Here is a 24,293-nt window from a genome sequence, read left to right as displayed (position 1 = left end):
TATATTTAATATTTAATTGTGAACGTGTTCTCGCCATTTATTACTGCAGGCGGCTACCTGGGCGACTACAAGAAAAAGTGTAAGAAAAAGCTGAATGTGAGAGGTGATCTACCAACAGAATTGAAATACATTATCTTAAAGAAGCGATACGAAGATAGGTGATTTCCCGAATACAACCCTAATTTTTTTAAAAGATTTTCTTGCGCTGGACGGGGGCATTGGCCCATAATTCCAGATTAAAATATATTTTCGCATTATATATGAAACATCCTGACGCATGGCGAATAAAAGCCATATTAACCGGATCAGCCGGTAACCTGGTAGAATGGTACGACTGGTACATTTACGCGACTTTTTCTCTCTACTTTGCGCCTGTTTTTTTCCCAAAGGGTAGTTATACGGCTCAGCTGCTCAATACAGCCGCCATTTTTGCCGTAGGTTTTCTGATGCGGCCCATAGGAGGCTGGATGTTTGGCCGCATAGCCGATAAACAAGGACGTAAAGCCTCTATGACTTTATCGGTATTACTGATGTCGCTGGGTTCTTTACTCATTGCATTTACACCCTCCTACAATAGTATCGGTTTAGCCGCACCGGCATTGCTCCTGCTGGCCAGGCTATTACAGGGACTAAGTGTAGGAGGGGAATATGGTACCTCTGCCACCTACCTGAGCGAAGTGGCTACCAAAGAGCTGCGGGGCTTTTATTCCAGTTTTCAGTATGTTACGCTGATTGGCGGGCAACTCATTGCGCTGGGCGTACAAATGCTGCTACAGAAGCTGTTTTTAACGCCGGCCCAACTACATGAATGGGGTTGGCGCATTCCATTTATCATTGGCGCTGCACTGGCCTTTTTTGCGCTTTACCTGCGCAGGCATATGCAGGAATCTACTTCTTTCGAAAAAATAAAAAATGAAAAGGAGAAAGGCTCACTGAAGTTGTTGTTCCGGCAGCATCCCAGAGCTGTGCTGACGGTGGTAGGACTTACCATGGGTGGTACGCTCGCCTTTTATACCTACACTACCTATATGCAGAAGTTCCTCGTGAATACGGTGCATCTGAGTATTGAACATGCTACTACCATTACGTTCTTCCTGATGCTGATCTTTGCCTGTTTGCAGCCCTTATTTGGCTGGATTTCAGACATATACGGCCGTAAGCCCCTCCTGGTAGGTTTCGGAGTACTGGGCACCCTGCTTACTGTACCCATTCTCACCGCTATCAGTAACACCAGTTCAGAATGGACAGCCTTCTGGCTCATTCTCCTCGCATTGGTGATTGTGAGTGGCTATACCTCTATTAATGCGGTGGTAAAAGCAGAGATGTTCCCGGCTGAAATACGGGCATTGGGAGTGGGTTTCCCCTATGCCCTTACAGTAGCTATCTTTGGTGGTACTGCAGAACCTATTGCCCTGTATTTTAAAAAGACAGGGCATGAGCCGATGTATTACTGGTACGTGACCATTTGTATTTTTATCTCACTGCTGGTGTACCTCAGCTCACGCGATACTAAAAAGACGTCTTTGCTGGATAAGGATGTGTGATCTCCCTGACACTACCATCCTGGTTACCGATGATCAATCTGCTGGCGTAGTCGAGAAATAAACCGTTTTCTACTACGCCAGGGATATTGTTGAGTTGCGTATGCAACGCCGGCGCATTATGAATTTTCTGATAATGGCAATCCAGGATATAATTGCCGTTGTCCGTTACAAAGCGGTTATTATCTTTTAACCGCAGTACAGGACGGGCACCCAGTGCCACCAGTTGTTTGAAGGTAAGTTCCCAGCCAAAGGTGGCTACTTCTACCGGCAAAGGAAATTTGCCCAGGTGTTTTACCAGCTTGTGCTCATCTATCACCACCAGCATTTCTTTTGAGGCCGCCGCAATAATTTTTTCACGGAGCAATGCCCCTCCTCCCCCTTTGATTAACTGCAACTGCGCGTCTGCTTCATCTGCCCCATCAATATCTATATCTATTCTTTCCACTTTATCAAAATCAACCAGAGGGATCTCCTGTTCTCTCGCCAGTTGTTCTGATTGCGCAGAAGTAGCTACCGCTTTAATTTCCAGGCCTGCCCTAACTAATTCGCCTATACGGAGAATAGTATAGTAGGCAGTACTGCCGGTACCCAATCCAACGGTCATACCTGATTTAATATATTCCGCCGCTTTTTCTCCGGCAGCTTTTTTCCCGATATCTGTTGTTCCTTGCATAGACCAAATATAATAAATAGCTGTTAGCCATTAGCTTTTAGCTTTTAGCAAAATGCAGCGAAGAGGAACATTTATGTTCTTCGCTGCATTTTGCTAAAAGCTAAAAGCTAATGGCTAACAGCTTACCGGTATCTCGCCGGAGAAAAAGCTGTGATATCAATACTTGTTTTACCGTTGTTGGCCAGTTCGGCTAACAGCTTACCGGTAGCGGGCCCCAGACTAAGACCCATCATGGCATGTCCGCCACCAAACAGCAGGTTGCTGAACTGCGGTACATAACCGATATAAGGCAATCCATCCGGGGAACAGGGCCTGCATCCACTCCATACGGCTGTTTTATCAGGCATGTTTACCGGGAGATTGGTAAAGTAACGTTGTATGGAGTCTACGATACCGGCAACGCGGTTCATATTCACCGTTTCGTTTACGGGCGCCACTTCCATTGTACCGCCATAACGTAATCTGTTTCCCATAGGTGTTAATGCCACCCGGGCTTCACACAGAATGGCAGGAATATTTAAATTCACTGCCGGGGATTCCAGCGTAACGGAGTATCCTTTACCTGGCATCATAGGCACGGAAGCACCCGCCAAACGCGCCACGGCCGGCGTCCAGGAGCCGGTAGCCAGTACAAACATATCAGCAGCATGCGTTTCGGTCCCTGTCACTACAGCAGTTACTTTCTGTCCATTGGTTTTTATACCTGTTACTTCTTTATCAGGGAGAAATTGCACCTGTTGTTGCTGCAGGTATGCGATCAGTTGCCGCATCAGGTCATTGGGATACAGGTGTCCATCACAGCGGTAATGTACGCCTCCCAGCACATCCATCTGCACTTGTGGCTCCAATGCCTGCAGGCCTGCTTTATCCAGCACTACTGCATCCAATCCCATGTCATTGGCCTGTTTGGCAAGATGCGCTTCTTCTTCCGCTACGGCAGACGTTTTATAATACATGATGATCCCCTTGCGTTCGAGGCCAAAATGAAAGGCTTCCTTTTGAGCCAGATCGGTATACAGGGAGCGACTGAAGAGATTAATATCCCGCAGTGGCAGCGCCGATGCTGCAACATGCTGTGCGTTGGCACTTTTCATGAACTTTAATCCCCAGCTGATCAATTGCTTATTCAGGGCAGGCTTTACATAAAAAGGGCTCTTACTGTTGAACATCCAGCGGATACCCTGTGATATAATACCTGGTGCTGCCAGTGGCACAAAGTGACTCGGCACTATCATGCCCATGTTGCCATAGGAACAGTTGTTGCTGAAATCTCCCTTATCGATGACAGTTACTTCCCAGCCGCTTTCCTGCAGGTAATAAGCGCTGCAAAGACCAATAATACCACCGCCGATGACGATTGCTTTCATATACTTAAAATGATTTGATCACGGGAGCCTTGCGTCCATTGGGATCATTGTTCCCGATAATAATTCTATAGGACCTGAAAACCGTGTACATACGGATCATCATCATCCAGGATAATAGTGTTATAACCAGTTACCATGGCCCAGCCTTCAATGCCAGGAACGATAGCGGGTTTGCCGGCTACTGTGGTTTCTTCTTCGATGGTACCGGTAAATTGGGAGCCGATAATACTTTCGTGAATGAAGTGATCCCCTTTACGCAGTTTTCCCTTTGCATACCATTGCGCCATTCTCGCAGAGGTACCCGTGCCGCAGGGAGAGCGGTCAATGGCTTTATCACCGTAAAACACCGCGTTGCGGGCGGTGGCTTCCGGGCGGATGGTGGCACCGGTCCACAACAGATGACTCAACCCTTTGATGTGCTCATTTTCCGGATGTACAAAAGTATATTCTTCGTTTAGTCTTTTCCGTAGCTCACGGCTCCAGGAAATCAACTTATCAGCGGTATAATTTTCCAGGCCGGAGAAATGCTCCTGCGGATCAACGATGGCGTAGAAGTTACCTCCATAGGCTACATCCACGTGTAGAGTACCCAGATCCGGGCAGTTGACTTCCAGGTTTTCTGCTGCCAGGAAAGATTTTACATTCGTCAGCTTTACTGATTTCACCTTCTTCCCTTCCTGTACATAGTCCACCAGCACCAGTCCCGCCGGAGTTTCCAGGCGTAATTTGCCTGGCACCTTGGGGGTAATCAATCCCTGCTCAATGGCAATAGTCACTGTACCGATGGTACCATGACCGCACATAGGCAAACAGCCGCTGGTTTCGATATACAATACCCCGATGTCGTTGGCTTCATCGGAAGGCGGATACAGGATACTGCCACTCATCATATCATGCCCGCGGGGTTCAAACATGAGGCCTTTGCGGATCCAGTCGAACTCCTGCAAAAAGTGCAGGCGTTTCTCCATCATATTATTCCCCCGGAGGATAGGCCCGCCTCCGGCAACCAGTCTTACCGGGTTACCGCAGGTATGGGCATCTATGCAAAAAAAAGTTTTAGTAGACATACACGTTCAAAATTATTTTCTGACAGCATCTCGTGTCAGCTGACCATCCAGCCGGCGCCAGATACCTAAAGGGTTTTCATCTCTCAATGCTGCCGGGAGCAACGCTGCCGGCCAGTCCTGGTAGCATAAAGGCCTTGCAAAACGTACAATAGCCGAAGCCCCTACAGATGTACTTCGTATATCCGTGGTGGCCGGAAATGGTCCGCCATGGTGCATGGCATAACCTGGTTCCACTCCTGTAGGCACATTATTCAAAATGATGCGGCCTACTTTTTCTGCCAACAGGGCAATAGCAGGGGAAAAGCGTTGCAGGTCTGCTGCTTCTCCCATCACCGTACCAGTTAATTGTCCGTGTAATTGTGTTAATACGGTTTGTAGTTCCGCGTCATCATCACATACCACCAGTAAAGCAGCCGGTCCAAATACTTCCTGCTGCAGCTCTGTGTTGGCGATAAAGTTTTTTGCATTCACGCGGTATAATGCCGGTGAACCTTTGGTAGCGGCAGATTCCAGGTTGCCCGCAAAAAGAGTTTCTACTCCTTTTCTGCGCGATAGCTGGTCCCTGTTTTCATAATAATGATAACAGATACCGGGATTGAGCATGGTGCCGGCGTGGATAGCTGACAGCTCCTGTTGTAATGCCGCAGCAAATTGTGTGGTGGCATCGCCCGCCAGTGCAATCAACAAACCAGGGTTGGTACAAAACTGCCCGGTGCCCAGGGTGATGGACTGCGCATATTGTTTAGCTACGCTTTCTGCTGCTGTAGCCAGTTTGGCCGGCAGCAACAATACAGGATTGATGCTGCCCATTTCTGCATATACCGGAATAGGTTCCGGTCTTTGTGTAACGGCATCAAAGATAGCAGTACCGGCTTTAAACGAACCGGTAAATCCGATGGCTTTTATACCGTGATGTTTTACCAGTTGTTGTCCCAGTGCCGGTCCGGCGCCGGTAAGACTTGAAAATACACCATCCGGCATACCACATGTCTGCGCGGCTTTTTGAATAGCAATAGCCACCAGTTCATTGGTGCCCGGGTGCGATTCATGTGCTTTTACAATTACCGGATTACCTGCTGCCAGCGCAGATGCGGTATCGCCGCCGGCAGTGGAAAAGGCAAGTGGAAAATTGCTGGCCGGGAATACCAATACAGGTCCCAGCGGCACCAGCATTTTTCGTATATCCGCCCGTGGTAGTGGTGTACGGTCAGGTTGTGCCGGATCTATCACAGCCTCTACCCAGGAGCCTTCGCGTAATATATTGGCAAAAAGCCGCAGCTGGGAAACGGTGCGCATCCTTTCTCCTGTGATGCGGGGCAACGGCAGGCCTGATTCCGCTACTGCTCTTTCCAGCAACAGATCTCCCAGCGCCAGTATTTCGTTCGCAATGGTTTCCAGGAAAACCGCTCTGTCTTCCGGAGAAGAAAGGCGGTATTCCATGAAAGCGGTGATAGCTTTATCCACGGCCTGATTTACTTCTGCAGCAGTGGCTACAGCAAATGTTTCAGGCAAAGCAGCATTACTAACGGGATCGTACGCACGAAGTACCTCATTCCCTTCTCCGGAAGTAGCGAAGCCTATTATATTTTTTCCTGTAATCATGCAGGGAGATTTAAATATTCCGGTAACACGGGGCGGGTAGCCAATGCGTCAGCAATTACTTTTTCCGCATGTGCTTTTTCTGCTCCCTGAGGCAACAGGCGTGGTGCGCGTAAGTTTGTGTTGCCAATACCGGTAGCCGTAGCGGCCATTTTAATATACTGTACCAGTTTGGGATCGATATCGAGTTCCAGCAAAGGCATGAACCAGCGGTAAATAGCGAGTGCTTCTGCAATACGGCCCGCTTTAGCGAGGCGGTAGATAGCTACTGTTTCACGCGGGAAAGCATCCACCAGACCAGCTACCCAGCCATGGGCTCCCAGGACGATGCTCTCTAACGCCAGCGTATCTACGCCGCAGAGTACACTGAAACGGTCACCGAAACGATTGATCATCCGGATAACGTTAGTAGTATCGCGGGTAGACTCCTTCACAGCCTGAATATTAGGCACTTTCGACAACTGATCAAACATATCCAGGGTCACCATAATCTTATAATCTATCGGATTATTGTAGATCATAATAGGCAGTGGAGTACTGCTGGCCACGGCAAGGAAATAGGCTACTGTTTCGGCATCATCTGCTTTATAGCGCATAGGAGGCAACAGCATCAGACCAGCAGCGCCGGCATCTTCAGCAGCCTGAGCACAGGCAATAGCAGCAGTGGTAGTTTGCTCTGCAATATTCATAATGACGGGTATTTTACCACCCAGAAAAGCAATCGCATGTTTTACCAATGCATACTTCTCTTCATTCTGTAAACTGCTGGCTTCTCCCAGTGAGCCGCCCAGAATAATACCATTAACGCCTGCATCTACCTGCGCCTGCAGGTTTTTGTCGAACATCTCATAATCAATATGATCGTCGGCGGTGAAAGGGGTGAGCAATGCGGGAAATACGCCTTGCCAGTTAACTTGTGCCATTTTCCTATCTTTTTTTATGCCAACAAAAATAGCGGGAGGCCTGCGATAGCACGCCACTGTAATTAATCAATTATACGCAGATTTTAACCAAAAAAAAGGCATTTTTAGCTATATAGAAAAAATATCTGCATAGATTCTTCCCTGTAGGTCTCGATTTTTTTTCTTAATTTATGCCAATTCCTGCGTAATTGCTATACCCATGTATTTTGTGCGATTTTTTGCTTATCTCCTGATGTTGTTATCCTTTGCCCAAATGGCCAGGACACAGTCTTGTGACCAGATTGGTCAAACACCTTCCTCTGCTTTTCCGGTATGTGGCACCCAGGTATTCAAACAACTCTCTGTACCCATTTGTGGCACGACAATTATACCCGGCCCTGTTTGTAACACCCCCGGAGATTTTAATCACTCTGATAAAAACCCTTTCTGGTATAAATTTACCTGTTATCAAACTGGTACGCTCGGATTTACGATTACCCCGCTTATACTGGCTGAAGACTACGACTGGCAGATATTCGATATTACCGGCCGCAATCCGAATGACGTTTATACAGATGGGAGTCTTTTTGTAACGATGAACTGGTCCGGAGAATTTGGTCTTACCGGCGCATCTGCTGCAGGAACCAACATTGCTGTTTGTGGAGGCTATGGTCAACCATTATTCAGCAAGATGGCGGTACTGCAGCAAGGCCACCAATACCTGTTGCTGATCAGTCATTTTTCCGATACGCAAAGCGGTTATGAACTCGCCTTTGGCGGCGGCACCGCCGTGATCACAGATCCAACCATACCTCACCTGCAGCAGTCGGCCTATAATTGCGGCCCCTATTCAGTAGGAATTAAACTCAGCAAAAGGGTGCAATGCAGCAGTATCTCCACAAATGGAAGTGAGTTTTCCCTTACAACGCCAGGCATAAACATCACCGGCGTAACCGGTGTTGGCTGCACGAATGGTTTTGATACGGATTCGTTGCTGGTACAATTAGATAAAATGCTCCCGGTTGGGACGCATTCCCTGGTATCAAAAAATGGTGCCGATAACAATACGTTCCTGGATGCCTGCGGCAACCAGCTTCCCGTAGGAGAGCGTGCTACCTTTACGGTAGTACAGACCTTTCCGGTGGCGATGGGTAATATTAAAACGCTGCCCTGCGCACCAGATCAGCTGCAACTGGCATTTAATGCGCCGATCCGGTGCGCATCAATTTCTCCGGATGGAAAAGACTTTGTGCTGAGCGGCCCTCCAGGCGTAAAGATTACCAGTGCCGCCGGCAATTGCAGCAGTGATGGGCTGACTACCATCATCACACTAAAACTGGATAAAAGAATACTGACAGCAGGGAACTATAAAGTGACGCTGGTAAAAGGACCTGATGGCAATACAATTGAAAGCGAATGCCATATACAAACACCAGTGGGACAGGAAGCCACATTTAACATACCTCCGCAGCCCTATGTGCCACTGCCCCCTGTTACACCCCCACCCTGCGCGCCCAACGAAATACAACTGGTATTTAATGAGTCGATCCGTTGCAGTTCTGTAGCAGACGATGGTAGCGACTTCACCATCACCGGACCTGTGCCCATCGTGATCAGCAAAGCCGTTACTGTGTGCGATGCAAACGGACTAACCAAAACGGTTACCCTGCAATTAAAAGACCGGATACTAAAAGATGGTAATTACCTGGTACAACTGAAAGCCGGAAAAGACGGGAACACACTACTAAGTGAATGCTGGCAGGAAACGCCCGCAGGCGCTCAGCAACCTTTTACGATTGCTCCCCAACCAAGTGCATTGATACGTGGTACCGCCCCGGCTACCTGTACCCCCGTGAGTATAAAAATAGGTGTCTCCGTCCCGGTACGCTGCAGCTCCATAGCACCTGATGGCAGCGACTTTACCATCAGTGGCCCCAGGCCGGTAACGATTGTAAAGGCAACGGGGATCTGCAATAGTAATAATCTGGCCGACACCGTGGAACTACAGCTATCAGCAGCCATTCAAAATGCAGGTGATTACGTCATCACCCTCCGGAACGGAACCGATGGTAATACTTTGCAGACGGAGTGCTGGCAGCCCTCCGCGCCTAATCAACAAACTACTTTTCGTGCAGCCGATACCGTTAATGCCTCGTTTGGCTATGCTGTTGAGCAGAACTGCCGTATTACCACCTTGCATTTACAGCATAATGGTAAAAACCAGGTGAATCAGTGGAAATGGACCTTCGATGACGGCGACTCCTTTACGACACAAAATCCGGTGAAAGTATATACCTCACTGGGCATGAAGCATCTGCAGCTCACCGTTTCAAATGGTGTATGTTCCGATACAAAAAGTAAAGACACGCTTCTCAGAAGTGAAGTCACTGCATTGTTCGATGTGGATCCGGGCCCTTATTGCCCGCTGGACCTGGTATTACCGCAGAATAAAAGTCTTGGTAAAATAAACTCCTGGATCTGGGACTATGGCAACGGCGCCCGCACTAACGGCGCCACTCCCATCCGCATGCAGTATTATCCTACACAAAAAGAACAACAATACCTGATCCGGCTGATTGTTAAAAACGATGCGAACTGCCTGGATACCGCCAATCATTATATTACTGCTGTATCCAGTTGTTATATAGATGTGCCTACTGCGTTTTCTCCCAACAACGATGGACAAAACGATTATCTCTATCCGTTGAATGCGTACAAAGCGGTGGATCTTCATTTTGCCATTTATAACCGGGTGGGCAATCTGCTGTTTGAAACCACTGACTGGCGGCGTAAATGGGACGGCACCGTCAATGGAAAAACTGCCGATGTGGGCACCTATGTATGGATGCTGGAATACACAGAGAAAGTCAGCGGTAAGCGGGTATTCCGCAAAGGCACCACTGTACTCCTCCGGTAACCCATTTTTGGAATTGTAAGGGAAGTCCCCTAATTTTTGCCCTGAATAAACCGCGCATACATTGAAAGTACCCATTATATTAGCCATGGCTGCCACTTTTCTGGGCAGCTACGCAAAAGCACAAGACTCCACTGCCATCAAAGCCATCAATGCCGGCAGTTTTGCACAGCACATCAAAGTACTGGCCTCCGACGTCTTTGAAGGCCGTAAACCTTTTACCCGGGGCGAAGATAGCACCATTCAATACCTGGCCGCCCAGTTTAAACAACTGGGATTGCAACCCGGCAACGGCAACAGCTATTTCCAGGAAGTACCGATGGTATCTATCAGCTCCAAACCTGCCAGCAACCTGGTGATCAAGGGAAGTGGCGGAGAAGTATCCCTGCAGTACCTGGAAGACTTTGTAGCCGCCACCCGCCGTGTACAGGACCAGGTGAGCATCCGCAACTCCGCACTGGTATTTGCAGGCTACGGCATTGTAGCACCGGAATACAACTGGAACGACTATAAAGGACTGGATGTAAAAGGGAAAACCGTGATTGTACTCATCAACGACCCCGGCTTTGCAGACAGCACCCTGTTCAAAGGTCGCACCATGACTTATTACGGCCGCTGGACCTATAAATTTGAAGAAGCCGCACGACAGGGCGCTACCGGCGTTATCATCATTCATGAAACCGCCGCCGCCAGCTATCCCTGGAAAGTAGTACGCAGTGGATGGTCTAACTCAAAGTTGTATTTACAAACAGCAGATAACAACCAACACCGCACCGCCCTCGAAGGATGGATCACACAGGATGCCGCCAAAAAAATATTCCAACTGGCCGGTATATCACCAGATATCATGCAAAAGGCCAGGACAAAAGGTTTCAAGCCGGTAGATCTCCATTTACAAACATCTCTCGATATTAATAATACCATAAAAAAATCTACCTCCCATAATGTGCTGGCGGTTTTACCGGGTGCCAAACGCCCGCAGGAATGTGTTGTATATTCCGCCCACTGGGATCATTTTGGTATAGGCGAGCCCGTTAAAGGAGATTCTATCTATAACGGCGCAGTAGACAATGCCACCGGCACGGCCGGCCTGCTGGAACTGGCCACCGCATTCACCCGCCTGCCACAAAAGCCAGAACGCTCCGTACTGTTCCTTTCTGTTACCGGAGAAGAACAGGGCCTGTTGGGATCAGAGTATTATGCTGCCCATCCTACCTTTAAGATGGAGAAGATAGTAGCTGATATTAACCTGGATGTACTGAATACTTTTGGTCGCACTAAAGATATTACTGTGATCGGCTACGGTCAATCTGAACTCGACGACTACGCCCTGCGTGCAGCCCGTAAACAAGGCCGTATCACCATCCCGGAATCCAATCCGGAAGGAGGCTGGTTTTTCCGTTCCGACCATTTCAACTTCGCCAAGAAAGGCGTACCCGGATTATACATCGGACCAGGCACAGATGCCATTGGCCACGAAGCTGGCTGGGGAAAAGAACAAACAGCTTCGTACAATCGTTTACGTTACCACTCCCCCGCTGATGAATTTGATCCGGCCACCTGGATAATGGATGGTATGGTAGAAGATATCCGCCTGTTGTTTGACGTAGGCTACCACCTCAGCAACGAAAGCAATTTCCCCGCATGGAAAAAAGGATCAGAGTTTAAAGCATACAGAAAATAAATAGCCATGGTTTTATTCGGATTGATAATGATCGGATTGATCCTGTCACTGTACTTTGTCAATATGTACAGTCGCAGGAAAGGAAGAAAAACAGCCGTACCGGAAGGGTACCAGTCGCTCCTGGAAGAGCATGTACGCTACTACCAACAACTTACCCCCGCGGATAAAACGCGGTTCGAATCCATGGTACAACGCTTCCTCAAAAGAACAAGTATAGAAGGCGTAGGTACCGAAGTGGAACCGTTGGACCGCGTACTCGTGGCCGCCAGCGCCATCATTCCCATCTTCGGATTCAAAGACTGGGAATATTTCAATCTTACTAACGTAATCCTCTACCCCGATACTTTTGATGAAACCTATCAGTACGAAGGTAATCGCCGTAACATTCTCGGCATGGTAGGCAGCGGCGCGTTAAACGGACAAATGATCCTCTCCCGCTCCGCCCTCCGGGAAGGGTTCTCCAACACCACCGATAAAAACAATACCGCCATTCATGAATTTGTGCACCTGTTGGATAAAACCGATGGTTCCATTGATGGCTTCCCCACCAAATTGCTGGATCATAGCTACAGTATTCCGTGGATGAAACTGGTGCACCAAACGATACAGCAGATTTCAGAAGGGCATACAGATATTAATCCCTATGCCGCGATGAATGAAGCAGAGTTTTTTGCGGTGATATCAGAGTATTTCTTTGAGCGGCCGGATTTACTGGCGGAGAAACATCCGGAGTTGTATGAAATGCTGGCGCGGATGTTCAGGCAGGACCCGGTGGGAAAGGTGGGATGATTTTTTTCCAGGCGTCAGCAAAGAGGTTGCTGGCGCCTGGGGAATATAACGGGCAAATTTTCAAACAGTTGCATTCTTTTCGATTACTTTCCTAAAAAAGCTCCTGTTCAATATTATAAATAGCACCATTAGGAATAAGCAATAAGGTATTACTACATCCAGGCCTTTACCTTCAATGGTAAATCCAAATCTATACCTTATAATTATTGGTGTAAATGCGGCCAGACTAAAGATTCCCAAAAACAGTGCAAAAAAGGTCGCCAGTCTATTTACAGGAAACTACTATTCGATACCACCTGCTTTCATTACTCCTACAAATTGAAATAGATATAAAAAGCCACAAATCTTGCGGCTTTTTATATCTATTCTTTATGTATTTTGATATACTTTTTAAATAAAAACTTAAAAAGAAGCCATCCTACTAAAATAAAAATAACAATTTGAACAAATACTACAACGACCTGCTGGCTTGGATCTGAATATAAAATGTCCAACTGATAAAGTTGACAGAGAGTGTAAATAATAATACCCACATTACCCATTCGCCATAAAATAAATTATCTGGATACATTGACAATACTGACAATGTACCTAATCCAACATATAAAAAGGCCAGCAGATACGAATATCCTTATGCAGCATTCTTTGTCATAAATCAAACAATTTATTTAGATGGAGCATTAGTAACTCCGTGAGGCGGATCTTCCATCATGGCACCATAACTCCAGATCACTTCCATCTCCAATTTCCCTATCCTGTAACTCTTTCCCATTATACATCATCTTATTCTGCGCATAATTCGCTCTCTTCAACGCACTGCCACTTATCCTCACCATCGTTTACCCAAAAAGATAATGATAAGGCTCCTCACTCAATCAACTTATTTCCGAAGTTCTTTTTCCAAATCGGAGAATCCCAAAATCGGATATCGTTCAAGTTATACCTATACAATGAGTCATCAGTAATAAATGTTTTAAAACATGCTTCCCTAATATTATTGGATATTTCTTGTTGACTGTAGGAATTAGTAAAAATAGGCCCCATCCAATTTAAAGAAAGTACATCTCTTTGCCGAATTCCCAAATAACAAGTAGCATCATAATACCAGCTATACCGTTTATCAGGCATCAACTGTCTATTTGTTGGATTTTTGGTAATAACAATAAATGCCAATTTTTTAAAATTGGGACTATAAATAATAGTGTCAATTACTAATTCTGTAGAATCATAATAGGCGGTACTATGAAAAAAATCTTCATGCTTTAATAAAAGTTCCCTTAGTCGATTTATTATTTCAGCACTATCCTTAAGATAAAAATTCCTACTACTTGTTGTATTGTTTAAGTATTCCTCTGGTGTATCAGTATTTTTACGAAATACCATCCATCCATTGATATATTTATAGTACCAAAATACAAGTCCTACAAAAAATAAAAGAATAATAAATATCACTTGCTTTGTTTTCATAATTTATTGTTTCGCCCAGTTTTTACCGTCCCATTTGTAGGTTCCTTCTGCCAGGTTCTTTATATCATTAAAAAATGTAAAAATTGAATGGTCGGTGCTTATACCTGAATTGGTTATAATATCCTTTTTGGGATCTAATCCCTGCTCATCCCCATTTGCCAACCACCCCATTCCTAAAATATTCCAATTACCTGAATGCTTATATTGCTTTGTCTTAATATTTGGATCAGCTTTTATTTCATCTGCTTGGTAAGGATCAAAGTCTGCAACCAACGTTATTTTCACTTGATATTCAAGGTGATTTTCCTTTATATATTCTTTTAGCGCTTTTACCAACCCTTTACCGAACGCCCCTCCCATACTATGAGTTATAATTTTAATTGTTTCCACTATATTACCGTTCGGATCTCTAGCAAGATTATCTATGATTTCCTTTGCATCTGCTTTACCATATTTATATCCGTAGAATTCCCTGCCCGCTGCAGTCGCTGAAGGCCTTCTATCATCAGCTATAGGGTGAAAGCCACCAATTGAACCGTCATAATACCTGGAACTACCATCACCTAATTGTGTCATTACTTGTTCGTCAAAATTTTGGTACGTAGTTACAGCATGAGTACCATCCCCATTGTCATACCATTGTGTAGGCTGTCTATTAAGTTTATATATTGTTTCCGAGGTTCTCCAATAACTTGCTCCAGGTGCTGACCAACTAAAGTGATTACCATTTACAAAAATGACAAGATTACCATCCGGATCTACAGCTTGTGTGGGTTGATTCAGTGCATACACATAAGGGGATGTAGCAAAATACAATTCAGCCTTATTATCCGTTTTATGCCATCTACCTATCTGTGCATCATACATCCTCGCACCATAGTCGTATAGCTCCAGCCCTGATCCATCTCCAAACTCCTTACTCTGCAACTCCTTCCCATTATACTTCGCCTTATTTTCTGCATAACCCGCACCTTTCAACGCYCTGGAACTAATCCCTGCCATGGTCAATCCAAACGGGTAATAGTAGCCGTCTCTCTATTTAGTCATAGTAGTGAGCCGCTTGTTCCTGATCTTTGCTTAAAATCGGATAAACTGACCAAACATTCTCATTATTTGTACTATAGTATTTAAGTCTCCTTAGCCTATCAATATATTTAAAAGTAAGCAAGGCACTACCTATCTTACTTTTAAATTCAGAAGGAACTGACCTTATCGTAACAGGAATAATAACAACCATGTCTCTTACAAAAACAGTCTTCCCATAATAAGTAGTCTCATAATCAATAACATATTTTTTCTCCGATATCATGAAGTAGTTGTTCTTCTTTATCAAAAGAAACGACATACCCTCTTAGGCTATTTTCACTCCTAAAGAAATTATTCTCTTCGATGTGTTTAACCGGAAAAAATATTTTCTGGTTATTATAAAACATCAAATAACCGGTATTTATATTGATAACCTGTTTCTTATTCACTAATAATTTATAATTACATGCACTATCAGTGATTAAAATTATTAGCAACAGAGTAATTAATCTATTCCTGTGCTTGGTCATTATTGTCTTTTAAATTTTCCATTCTGATCAACATCTACAACAACATTTGAAATATAATTATTACTTCCCTTTGCCTTACTAAGTTCTAATATTTTTACTCCAATATAGCACCATCATATTGTCTTTCAACTTACTATCAATCTTATACTTCTTACTGACAATGCCCTTCCACAGTGATATAATCGTGCTCACTGCTGTCTTAAATAGTTGCCATCAAGCTTAAACTTTCGTTTGTTCATAACAATATAATTTCTAATAGAAACATCAGTCAATATAGTAAGAGCTATTTTCCGTTCATTAACCTTAACTGGAATCCATGCTGACGACATACCATTCTCAAAAACAATTTTCACTCTTTCTATCTTTTCAAACAAGCCATTACACATTCCAACCATCGGGAGACATTTTATAGTATCATTGTTAACTAACACAAAGGCTTCCATCAAAAGTTCATGCTTGACATTCTCTACAACAGCAATAACAGAACTATCAACAAACTTCCTATTTTCTCCATAACTTATTTCTGCAGGAATATTATCCATTTGAAATGTACTTTCCAAGATTAATAGATCTTTGGACATTTTCCATTTACCCTCACTTATTTCATGAGTTGCACAAGTATTTATACCATAAGAAAAAGTACTATCCCTTTTAAGCATTAGACTAACACCACCATAGCCATCTTTATCCGAATAGTTGAACTTAAGGAAAATACCTTTCATCCTATCACTCTTCGTAATGGGTTCCTTCTTTAGCGTTTGACCGCTTCCAGGTTCTGAAAATGAAATTATAATCGCAGCTATTAAAAAGACTCTCATATTATTTGCAATATAATAATTGGCCTGCAATTGCTTCTCTCATCATAGTTAGCGGCCAAAATTGTTTCCATAAATTGAGACTTGAATGCTGATGCCTAATTCGGCCGCTAGAATGACCAGCTCAACGGGCATAAATATATGCTGAGAAAATTGCCCATTTGAGAACTCAATGCCAAAATCCAAACTGATTTGATCGATCCCTTTCGTTTTTTTGACATGCAAAAGCTGGTCACGATGCCTTTTTAAATACCTGACAGTATCCTTTACCTGCACATTTAAATCATTGAAATCTGCTTTACTAGTTTCTATAGTTAGAAAAGAATAGGGGAACTTTTCTCCATTTGGTCTCAACGGAGAACGAGGCTCGCCCTTAATCCTTTTCTTTACAGTCCGCAACCTGTTCGTACTTAAAAAAGAAGAAATATCGAAGTCTTTTCCAGTTATTGTTAAATTACAAGGCATAAACTTATGGTAAAAGCACTTGCGCTTGTGCGTTTTTGTCTACGGTTACATTAATTACATCTCCCGACTGAATTCCATTTTTCAGAATATAACTTTCCGCTTTTGTCAATTTTAAAATGACCTATAGCAACAGTATCGCAGCAGAGGGTAGCCAAATCACCATTTTTTCTTTCATCAATATAAGCGAATCGATTTCCTGTAAGCACTAATTTAATGTGTTTATCATTTCTCGAATGATATTCACGCTGAATGTCCCTTGCAGACTGCTTCAATGAGTAACACCCAGAAAGGTAAATAATAAGAAAAAGCAAAAAAATACTACTCTTAATTTTGTCATTCATAATTTATACTTCAACCTATTCTCTCCATAATTGCTCCCTTTGAGAGCGTTTGAATTGATCCCGCCGTCATCAGGCCAAACGGATAATAATACGTCTCCTCCAACTCATTCTTACTGCTTTATCTCTCTCAGCAAACTTATTACATTTTTAATTTCCAAAGATTGACTCTGACTGAGCTCTGTAATGTATTTATTTATACCTTCATATTGAAACAGAATACACCCCTTCTTCTTAATGATACAGATATTGTATCGAYGCCGAATAGAATACAGGTCACACATACAAATATATCCTCCCTTCTCAATACCATTTAGTTTATCAAGTAAATCCGTATAATTTTTACGATGAAACTCCTTCTTGATAGTAAGATAGTTACCCGTTTCAGTAGTACAAACACCATCAATCATACGCATATATACTACAGAACCATATGTATCATCATCTGGTACTGCAATACAAATTAGTTGGTAATCACTGGTACTATCACTTTTAAATTTATCATAGTAATCAGCATAATAATTAATATCAGCAAATGGCTCAACAATTTGAGTTCGCTGCAACTTACAGGTATCCTCATTTTTATAATCAACCGAAGATAGTATCCATATTAAGGATGCTATAAGAAATGAAGGCATAATTTTATTTTTATATCTATAACATTACAGATCTGTAGAATTATTGTAGCCGCTTCTTCAACAAATCAAAATAATCTGGTGAAACATTATTATAATCAAATCCAGGTTTAACTGTTGGCCACCTTCTTGGAACATCAGGAGATTGAAAGAATTCACGAAGATGATTAGGGCCCAGGATTTGTGTTCTTATAATATTTTCCAAATGAGTAGCAGAGGTTTCAACCGTCTGCCTCCATGCTTTAAATTTGATTTCGAATATTTGTCTGCCAGTTGCATCTATCTTACCACTATAGTCATATTTGGGAGCTGCCTTAACTAATCCATTGTCAATTTCCCATGCATGTCCTAATTCATGTCCAAGAACTAATGTTTGTTGAGTTGATTCTGATTGGTCTTGTAAATCCCACTTTCTGTCATTTAAATCAAACGTGACATTAGTGCCATCTCCGCTCTCTGTGAGATTAGTATTTCCTCCTTTCGCTTCTGTTTTACTATTAGAACTTCCGTCCTCATTCGCCTCCTTTCTAGTAACAGTTATTGTGTGCATTTTATCAGACTTTTTCAAATCACCATACATCTTCTTGAAAGCACTTGATTCTCTACTTGCCTGTCTAGCTAATTTTTTTGCTTCACGCAAATCTTTTTTGCTAACATTCTCTCCTCTTTTCCATTCCACTTCCATCCCATTTGGATCAATTAGCATAATAGGGTTATTGGCCGCATAATTATAAACTGATACACTGGAATATTTAAATGCCATGGGGTCTTGTACGTGCCATCTCCCTATCTGCGCATCATACATCCTTGCCCCATAGTCGTACCACTCTAACCCACTCCCATCACAGTACCAATTTTATTTCCTTTAATAGTAAAAAAACGCCGGGAATCATTCCATCTACATCTACAAATCTTATTGGATTATCAAAAGCATAATTGCACGGTGAATGTCTTCTCATTTTTTCGGATAACGGGTCTACAACATGCCATCGTCCTATCTGCGCATCATACATCCTAGCACCATAATCACACCACTCTAACCCACTCCCATCTCCAAACTCCTTACTCTGCAACTCTTTCCCATTATACTTCAACCTATTCTCCGGATAATTAGTCCCCTTCAACGCATTGGAACTAATCCCCGCCATCGTCAGCCCAAACGGATAATAATGCGTCTCCTCCAGCTAATTCGATACCGTTTCCTCAATCGCTCCGTACCAAGCGTATTTTTTTGTATTAAAGTGAAAAGAGTCTTGAATACGACCGGTTTTACGGGCTGTCTTCAGGCATTTCTCGTAAACACTATAATAATCAATAATAAAATCCGTACAATTATTGATCTCTTTTTTACTTTTCCAGTCTATTACTACAGGAAAACATGAATACATGCTGATGCCCTCTGGATGAACTATCTTATTAATCATATACAAAGCATCAATTTGCATATTATAATATTGCGTCTTAGGTTTTCCTATGCATGTTCGTTCTATCCCCTCATTGAAAAATTTATTAACCTTTCTACAGCACAATGAAGTATCTCCTTTAAACTTCAAAAGCTTTTCAACAATGACGAGTTTTATGCTATCTGAAAGCTTGAGAACTGCATCGAGATCATAAAAATCTGTTGGTGTTTTTATACTAGTATCTCCCAAATTCACAGATATTACTAGCTTATATCCATCTATTTGATCTGCATAATGTCGACACGCCACCTTATCTACAGAAATACATTTCACCTGGGCGAATGTATTTTCAGATAATAATAGGCATACACATAGGAAGCCAGACACTATACAAAAGAATTTTTTAGTCATTGTAATCAGTTCCATCTAGTGCTTTTTTTTGAGGTAGTTTCAATTGTTCCAGTAATTCTTTAATGCTTTTAGCATCTACTATCTTTATTCCATTTGCCTTTCCTTTGTCTGGATCACTATGTTTGAAATTTCTTGTTCTAACAAAAGAGTTTTTTGCAGCAGGACTAGCTGCACCTGATTTTGATGCCCCATCCTCTACTTTAAAAATCCCCTGATCAGCAGACCACGATCCATCACCATTTGCTACTGCACTATGAAAAATATTAGACATACTTTCATTCGCCTCAATAAACCCTGTTGCTTCTGCATCTCCTACTGTTTGCCCATTTATGCCGTCTACAACATATCCATCATCAGCGAGTATTGTATTAATTACCTTACTTCCAGTTGTTACATCTTCAATTACCAACTTTCCTCCCGCAAATGAATAACCATGGCAATTGGAACACGTGCTTATCGGATTATCAGAGTTCGTAACCTTAACTGCTCCTCCTTTTCCATCATTCTTATAAACCTCCGAGCTAATTTCGCGCAACGCATTGATAGGAGTTCCTTTGTCTGTATATATAGTAACTACCTCAAACGATGACTTGTAGTTATATTCCGTCCCTCCAACAGTGGCAAATGAATTTCTGCTGATAACATTACCTGTGGATGTTGCAATAATGTTTCCTTCCTTATCTTTTAATAATTTTCCAGCTTCATCAATCAGCTTCACAGGATTATTTGCTGCATATTGATATGGACTTAGTGAAACATATACATTCGCAAATCTATCCTGTGTACTCCATCTTCCGATTTGCGGATCCTGCATTCTGGCTCCATAGTCATATAACTCCAACCCTGAGCCATCTCCGAACTCTTTACTCTGCAACTCCTTTCCATTATACTTCATCCTATTCTCCGGATAATTAGATCCTTTTAAAGCATTCGATGATATCCCACTCATCGTCAGCCCAAACGGATAATAATGCGTCTCCTCCAACAACGGTCCACTACTATGTGACACCACCAGATTATCAAAGAAAACATCCTGTGCACTTTCATTACTCGTATAAATATAGATAAATCCTGTCTTTTTAATCACCATTTTGTCAGTAGCCAGGGTCTGTAATACATCCGGCGTTCCTTGCACCTGCTTTACGCCACTATTCTCATTAACCATCACAAACTGGTCATCAAACAGTGCATAGTTAAGATACGATTTAGGTTTATCCGACAGGTTTTGCGACGGATCCTTCTCTTTCAAATTGTCATATGCCGAGTTATTAAATGTCACCGCCAGCGGAGAACCAGGGCCGGTGGCGGCATGCGCACCATCTCTGATCCCTCCACCGCCGAATGCCTGCAGCAGGGCTGCCAACATATCTGTAGTAGTGGTAGCTGGTGTGCTGGCAGCGGTGCTTTTATAAAATGCCTTGCTGCCAATCTGCAAGGTATCACCAGCCATCACTCTCAGCACCAAAGACGGACCAATTTTCTGTCCATTGGTGGCGTTCAGCCTGGCTACGTTGTCATTAGGAGAAGTAGTAGCATCTGTCGGGTAGCCGACAGGTTTTGGAATACGGGTGTTATCAAGATTACTGAACAAGGCATTTTCAACAGGCGCCTGGGCTGTTTCCATTGTGGCCGCATACACACCCGCATCAGATTGTTCCGTTAACACCATCCGTATATCTCCCAGGTGATCTTTTACAAAATAATCATACTTATATGCCACCGGTTGCCCTGTCTTTAAAACAGCACGAATACGGCCTTCTTCATGCGCTAAAAACTGTAACGTGTCATTCTCATAAACAAATCCATTGATATAATCAGTGGTTGTCACCTTTGCAATGGTACCAGTATTATCTGTAACTATCTTGCGTTGTTTATTACCGCTGGCATCGTACTGATACTTAATCACTCCTTTGCCAGTAATGGCAATGCTATCCGGAAGATTCAGATAATTATAACGAATAGCCGCGATGTTCTTATTGGCATCCCGGGTGAGATTACCGTTGGCATCATAGGTATAATCTATCGCTTCATTATTATTAATTTCCTTAAAGTCCCCTAACTGGCTTTGGATGTTATTACGTCTGTCTGTTACAAAGGATAGCTTGTTACTGGCAGCGGTGTAACCGTACTTCAAGCTGTCTATCATTTGTGGTTGGGTACCGTTCATGCCTTTCTGGTTCATGAAGAGGATATTTCCATTCGCATCATAGGATAGTCCACTTACGGAGAAATTCGTTGATGTATTCCCCCAATTGTTGCCACTTAGCTGATTAAAATCCGCGGAAGTAAGGCGATTGACTTTATCGTAAGAATAACCATAAGCCCTTTGTACGCCATCGCCACCACTTTTCCAGGTAGTACCGGCAATATTGCCGTTGTATTGAGCAGTTGAAAAGCCATAATTATAACTTAGCTCCTGTCCAAACCAGTTAGTCTGGCTGTTTGGAGTAGCTACAAAATCTTTATTAATTCCTTTCAACCAACCACGTATATTATATTCATAGTTCAATGTCTCCAACGGTGATGCAGTACCATTTATGCCTAAACGCTTTTTCTTCAGTCGTCCCAGTTCATCATATTCGTTTGCGGCTACCATTTTCTCCAAACCTGCATCATCATTTAATCTTTTTTTGACGTTGATCAAACGTCCGCCGGCATCATAAGACAACATCGTAAGCATAGTCGCTTGTGGAATAGTGCCGCTACGCTGATTCTTATGTCTTAAATAGAAACTCAGCAGCTTACCATTGAAGTCATACAAATTAGTAGTGACATCAACCCCACCACTAATATTGTCCGATATCGTTTGTATCTGACGGCCCTTATCGTTATAGAAGGAGGTTGTTGTCAGCCATTGATCTGTTCCCAGTACTCTCACTCTTGTACCAGTAACCAGACCGTTGACAATTGTACTGGCTGTTGCTGGCAGCGCTTCTGCATTAGGATTGCTGCCTGCTTGCGGTTTCGTAATATCGCCGGCAACATAATTTCTCTTCCCGGCAAAGCTGTAATCACCATAAAAAGTATATACCAGCGGAGTTAATTTATTAACAGGAATATTAGGAAGTGGATTAGAAGCGATGACAGTTGTGTTGCCGTTGGTTGTTGAAGCATTAATTTCAAATGACACCTCTGCTCCCGCTCCTGCATCAAACCCATCAGTAAGCGAGATACTATTCGTAGCCTGGTATAAGGACGTGATTCCATCATAAGATGCCAATACCAGGTCTGCTGTTCCTGGAAAAGTATAGGGTATGTTCTGTGTATTGCTGGTAGTAGCATTCATGGCTATTTGCAGCGCATCCCTGGTAGTATTATCGTTATATAATGCATTCAGCGTAGGCCGGTTCAGGTTATCATAGAAAGTTACCAACCAGTTATTGCCTTTCATATTACCATCCCGTGAAAAAGCCAGTCTGTCGCGCACATCATATACCATTTCAGTGGAATCTGAGCCGGGTACTTTTTTGATGATCATACGATTACGACCATCATACCGATAAATAAAGCACAGTTCAGCAGCTATCGCCGGACTAACTACCCAGGTACCGATGCTGGCTTCTACCGCTTTGGGAGGAATGATAAATCGCAGATTCCCCAGGTCATCATAAGCATAATAAGTACATAGCCAGCCTATATGACCTGTACCAGGTGCAGCGGACAGCTGGATCTTCTTTAGAACTACCTTCCCTTCTTTATCCTTATACTCTACCTGTTGATTTCCGGCTTCATCTATCGTTATATTCTTATACAACTGTCCGGCCGCGTAAATGCGTCCGGCGGCACTCGTGGGAATAATTGCATTTGCGGGGAAGTCCCAGATACGTACAGAATCCGCCATGATATTTATGAGGTATTGATTTTCCACCGGCTTATTACCACCCCGTTCAACCGTGGTAAGATCGTTCTTAGCCCAGCTATTGCCAGGAGCGTAGGTTTTCAGTACCCGGTTCAAAGGGGATGCCTCATAGTCGATATGACTATAGTATACACTTTCTCCAGTAGTTCCGGGAACCTGTGTCTGATAGAAATTTTTCTGGTCAATAAAAGGATTGATCTTGAATTTACCATCCTTTACATTCTGTGGTACATAAGGCAGATATTTATTTTGCTCCCGCCCAAACTGATCATATATAACAGGAGCTACCATATCATTGCCACCAAAGCTCATTCCCTTTGCTACGGTTTGCAAAGGCCGTCCCAATCCATCAAAGTATTGTGTGGACTGGCGTACTTCAGCGACCGACCTGCCGGCAGCGGCCACATAAGCGGTATCAGTTGTAGCTATCGCCGGCTCCCAGGTACGAACATAGTTGATGGTAGTACCACTATAAGCCGAAGGTAGGGCAACGGGCGTTGCTGCGGGTAATTGTGTTCCTCCCGGTGTTTGGGCGGTTATAACTCCATGAATACTTAGAAGTAATATCGCTGCTATTAAGAGAAACTTATAATGGACGTTTACTGATTTCATAAACCAGGTATAAAACCTGGCAAGGAATACCAGACAGATATTTTTTATTTTAAAAGGGATCTTAAACATAATGAGATGCTATCAAAGGATAAAACTATTGGGTTATCGGAACCTGGTATTGATAATCATATTGCTTAAGGATTTTACCATCCTTATCTTTAATCACTTTCAGCCGGTTAAGGCCATCATACTC

General features: G+C 43.4%; 17 protein-coding genes and 2 pseudogenes. 4 read left to right on the top strand and 15 right to left on the bottom strand.

Translation table 11 applies throughout. The features are described 5' to 3' along the window. Positions 1–260 precede the first annotated feature (260 nt). Positions 261–1,544: an MFS transporter gene (locus tag AC1DP6_RS25825; RefSeq protein WP_441576207.1), complete on the top strand. Its 1,284-nt coding sequence runs from the start codon at positions 261–263 to the stop codon at positions 1,542–1,544. On the opposite strand, the gene rpiA is transcribed toward AC1DP6_RS25825, so the two are convergent. The 5 genes from rpiA to AC1DP6_RS25800 form a co-directional block, all read right to left on the bottom strand. Continuing rightward, the gene (gene rpiA, locus AC1DP6_RS25820; protein WP_441576206.1) at positions 1,510–2,217 is read right to left on the bottom strand and encodes a ribose-5-phosphate isomerase RpiA; all 708 of its coding nucleotides are present in this window, start codon (positions 2,215–2,217) and stop codon (positions 1,510–1,512) included. The genes AC1DP6_RS25825 and rpiA overlap by 35 nt on opposite strands. A gap of 122 nt (positions 2,218–2,339) precedes the next feature. After that, positions 2,340–3,584, bottom strand: a complete 1,245-nt coding sequence (locus AC1DP6_RS25815) for an NAD(P)/FAD-dependent oxidoreductase (protein ID WP_477057427.1) — start codon at positions 3,582–3,584, stop codon at positions 2,340–2,342. 65 nt (positions 3,585–3,649) lie between these two features. Continuing rightward, positions 3,650–4,651, bottom strand: a complete 1,002-nt coding sequence (locus AC1DP6_RS25810; RefSeq protein ID WP_477057426.1) for a 4-hydroxyproline epimerase — start codon at positions 4,649–4,651, stop codon at positions 3,650–3,652. A 12-nt stretch (positions 4,652–4,663) separates the two neighbouring features. Continuing rightward, positions 4,664–6,253: an aldehyde dehydrogenase (NADP(+)) gene (locus AC1DP6_RS25805; protein ID WP_477057425.1), complete on the bottom strand. Its 1,590-nt coding sequence runs from the start codon at positions 6,251–6,253 to the stop codon at positions 4,664–4,666. Then, positions 6,250–7,173 (bottom strand): dihydrodipicolinate synthase family protein, encoded by a 924-nt coding sequence (locus AC1DP6_RS25800; protein ID WP_477057424.1) that lies wholly within the window; start codon positions 7,171–7,173, stop codon positions 6,250–6,252. The genes AC1DP6_RS25805 and AC1DP6_RS25800 overlap by 4 nt, the downstream gene beginning before the upstream one ends. Positions 7,174–7,372: 199 nt before the next feature. Between AC1DP6_RS25800 and AC1DP6_RS25795 the strand changes: the two genes are divergently transcribed. The 3 genes from AC1DP6_RS25795 to AC1DP6_RS25785 all read left to right on the top strand — a co-directional run bounded on the left by AC1DP6_RS25795 (position 7,373) and on the right by AC1DP6_RS25785 (position 12,539). After that, positions 7,373–10,069 carry a T9SS type B sorting domain-containing protein gene (locus tag AC1DP6_RS25795; RefSeq protein ID WP_477057423.1) on the top strand — a complete coding sequence of 899 codons (2,697 nt, stop codon included), beginning with the start codon at positions 7,373–7,375 and terminating at the stop codon, positions 10,067–10,069. A gap of 61 nt (positions 10,070–10,130) precedes the next feature. After that, complete coding sequence (locus AC1DP6_RS25790) at positions 10,131–11,750, top strand: M28 family metallopeptidase (RefSeq protein ID WP_477057422.1); 1,620 nt, start codon at positions 10,131–10,133, stop codon at positions 11,748–11,750. 27 nt (positions 11,751–11,777) lie between these two features. Next, positions 11,778–12,539, top strand: coding sequence for a M90 family metallopeptidase (locus tag AC1DP6_RS25785; RefSeq protein WP_477057421.1), 762 nt, complete (start codon positions 11,778–11,780; stop codon positions 12,537–12,539). 867 nt (positions 12,540–13,406) lie between these two features. Here AC1DP6_RS25785 and AC1DP6_RS25780 read toward each other — a convergent pair. The 10 genes and pseudogenes from AC1DP6_RS25780 to AC1DP6_RS25735 form a co-directional block, all read right to left on the bottom strand. After that, on the bottom strand, positions 13,407–14,006 hold the full coding sequence (locus tag AC1DP6_RS25780; RefSeq protein ID WP_477057420.1) for a hypothetical protein: 600 nt from the start codon (positions 14,004–14,006) through the stop codon (positions 13,407–13,409). 3 nt (positions 14,007–14,009) lie between these two features. Continuing rightward, positions 14,010–15,017: pseudogene (locus AC1DP6_RS25775) on the bottom strand (RHS repeat-associated core domain-containing protein); the annotation flags it as partial. 733 nt (positions 15,018–15,750) lie between these two features. Next, the gene (locus AC1DP6_RS25770) at positions 15,751–16,380 is read right to left on the bottom strand and encodes a hypothetical protein (RefSeq protein WP_477057419.1); all 630 of its coding nucleotides are present in this window, start codon (positions 16,378–16,380) and stop codon (positions 15,751–15,753) included. Between the two features lie 48 nt (positions 16,381–16,428). Next, positions 16,429–16,842 (bottom strand): hypothetical protein, encoded by a 414-nt coding sequence (locus AC1DP6_RS25765; protein WP_477057418.1) that lies wholly within the window; start codon positions 16,840–16,842, stop codon positions 16,429–16,431. A 451-nt stretch (positions 16,843–17,293) separates the two neighbouring features. Further along, positions 17,294–17,818 (bottom strand): hypothetical protein, encoded by a 525-nt coding sequence (locus tag AC1DP6_RS25760; RefSeq protein WP_477057417.1) that lies wholly within the window; start codon positions 17,816–17,818, stop codon positions 17,294–17,296. A gap of 40 nt (positions 17,819–17,858) precedes the next feature. Then, on the bottom strand, positions 17,859–18,500 hold the full coding sequence (locus tag AC1DP6_RS25755; RefSeq protein WP_477057467.1) for a M91 family zinc metallopeptidase: 642 nt from the start codon (positions 18,498–18,500) through the stop codon (positions 17,859–17,861). Between the two features lie 9 nt (positions 18,501–18,509). After that, positions 18,510–18,638 (bottom strand): annotated as a pseudogene (locus tag AC1DP6_RS25750) (RHS repeat-associated core domain-containing protein); the annotation flags it as partial. A 19-nt stretch (positions 18,639–18,657) separates the two neighbouring features. Continuing rightward, on the bottom strand, positions 18,658–18,999 hold the full coding sequence (locus tag AC1DP6_RS25745; protein ID WP_477057466.1) for an RHS repeat domain-containing protein: 342 nt from the start codon (positions 18,997–18,999) through the stop codon (positions 18,658–18,660). After that, positions 19,000–19,644, bottom strand: coding sequence for a hypothetical protein (locus tag AC1DP6_RS25740; protein ID WP_477057416.1), 645 nt, complete (start codon positions 19,642–19,644; stop codon positions 19,000–19,002). After that, positions 19,622–24,100 (bottom strand): DUF6443 domain-containing protein, encoded by a 4,479-nt coding sequence (locus AC1DP6_RS25735; RefSeq protein WP_477057415.1) that lies wholly within the window; start codon positions 24,098–24,100, stop codon positions 19,622–19,624. Before AC1DP6_RS25735 ends, AC1DP6_RS25740 begins: the two co-directional genes overlap by 23 nt. Positions 24,101–24,293 lie beyond the last annotated feature (193 nt).

Source organism: Chitinophaga sp. 01L420 (assembly GCF_056399985.1).
The sequence above is the reverse complement of the archived record's forward strand: the minus strand, read 5'-3'. Positions and strand labels throughout refer to the sequence as shown.

Bases quoted from the DNA above. Each gene is read 5' to 3' on its own strand.
- AC1DP6_RS25740 (WP_477057416.1), bottom strand. From the start codon at position 19,644: ATGGAACTGATTACAATGACTAAAAAATTCTTTTGTATAGTGTCTGGC.
- AC1DP6_RS25735 (WP_477057415.1), bottom strand. From the start codon at position 24,100: ATGAAATCAGTAAACGTCCATTATAAGTTTCTCTTAATAGCAGCGATA.
- AC1DP6_RS25785 (WP_477057421.1), top strand. From the start codon at position 11,778: ATGATCGGATTGATCCTGTCACTGTACTTTGTCAATATGTACAGTCGC.
- AC1DP6_RS25780 (WP_477057420.1), bottom strand. From the start codon at position 14,006: ATGAAAACAAAGCAAGTGATATTTATTATTCTTTTATTTTTTGTAGGA.
- AC1DP6_RS25755 (WP_477057467.1), bottom strand. From the start codon at position 18,500: ATGGAAGTGGAATGGAAAAGAGGAGAGAATGTTAGCAAAAAAGATTTG.
- AC1DP6_RS25765 (WP_477057418.1), bottom strand. From the start codon at position 16,842: ATGCCTTGTAATTTAACAATAACTGGAAAAGACTTCGATATTTCTTCT.
- AC1DP6_RS25825 (WP_441576207.1), top strand. From the start codon at position 261: ATGAAACATCCTGACGCATGGCGAATAAAAGCCATATTAACCGGATCA.
- AC1DP6_RS25770 (WP_477057419.1), bottom strand. From the start codon at position 16,380: ATGAGAGTCTTTTTAATAGCTGCGATTATAATTTCATTTTCAGAACCT.
- AC1DP6_RS25810 (WP_477057426.1), bottom strand. From the start codon at position 4,651: ATGTCTACTAAAACTTTTTTTTGCATAGATGCCCATACCTGCGGTAAC.
- AC1DP6_RS25805 (WP_477057425.1), bottom strand. From the start codon at position 6,253: ATGATTACAGGAAAAAATATAATAGGCTTCGCTACTTCCGGAGAAGGG.
- AC1DP6_RS25800 (WP_477057424.1), bottom strand. From the start codon at position 7,173: ATGGCACAAGTTAACTGGCAAGGCGTATTTCCCGCATTGCTCACCCCT.
- rpiA (WP_441576206.1), bottom strand. From the start codon at position 2,217: ATGCAAGGAACAACAGATATCGGGAAAAAAGCTGCCGGAGAAAAAGCG.
- AC1DP6_RS25815 (WP_477057427.1), bottom strand. From the start codon at position 3,584: ATGAAAGCAATCGTCATCGGCGGTGGTATTATTGGTCTTTGCAGCGCT.
- AC1DP6_RS25795 (WP_477057423.1), top strand. From the start codon at position 7,373: ATGTATTTTGTGCGATTTTTTGCTTATCTCCTGATGTTGTTATCCTTT.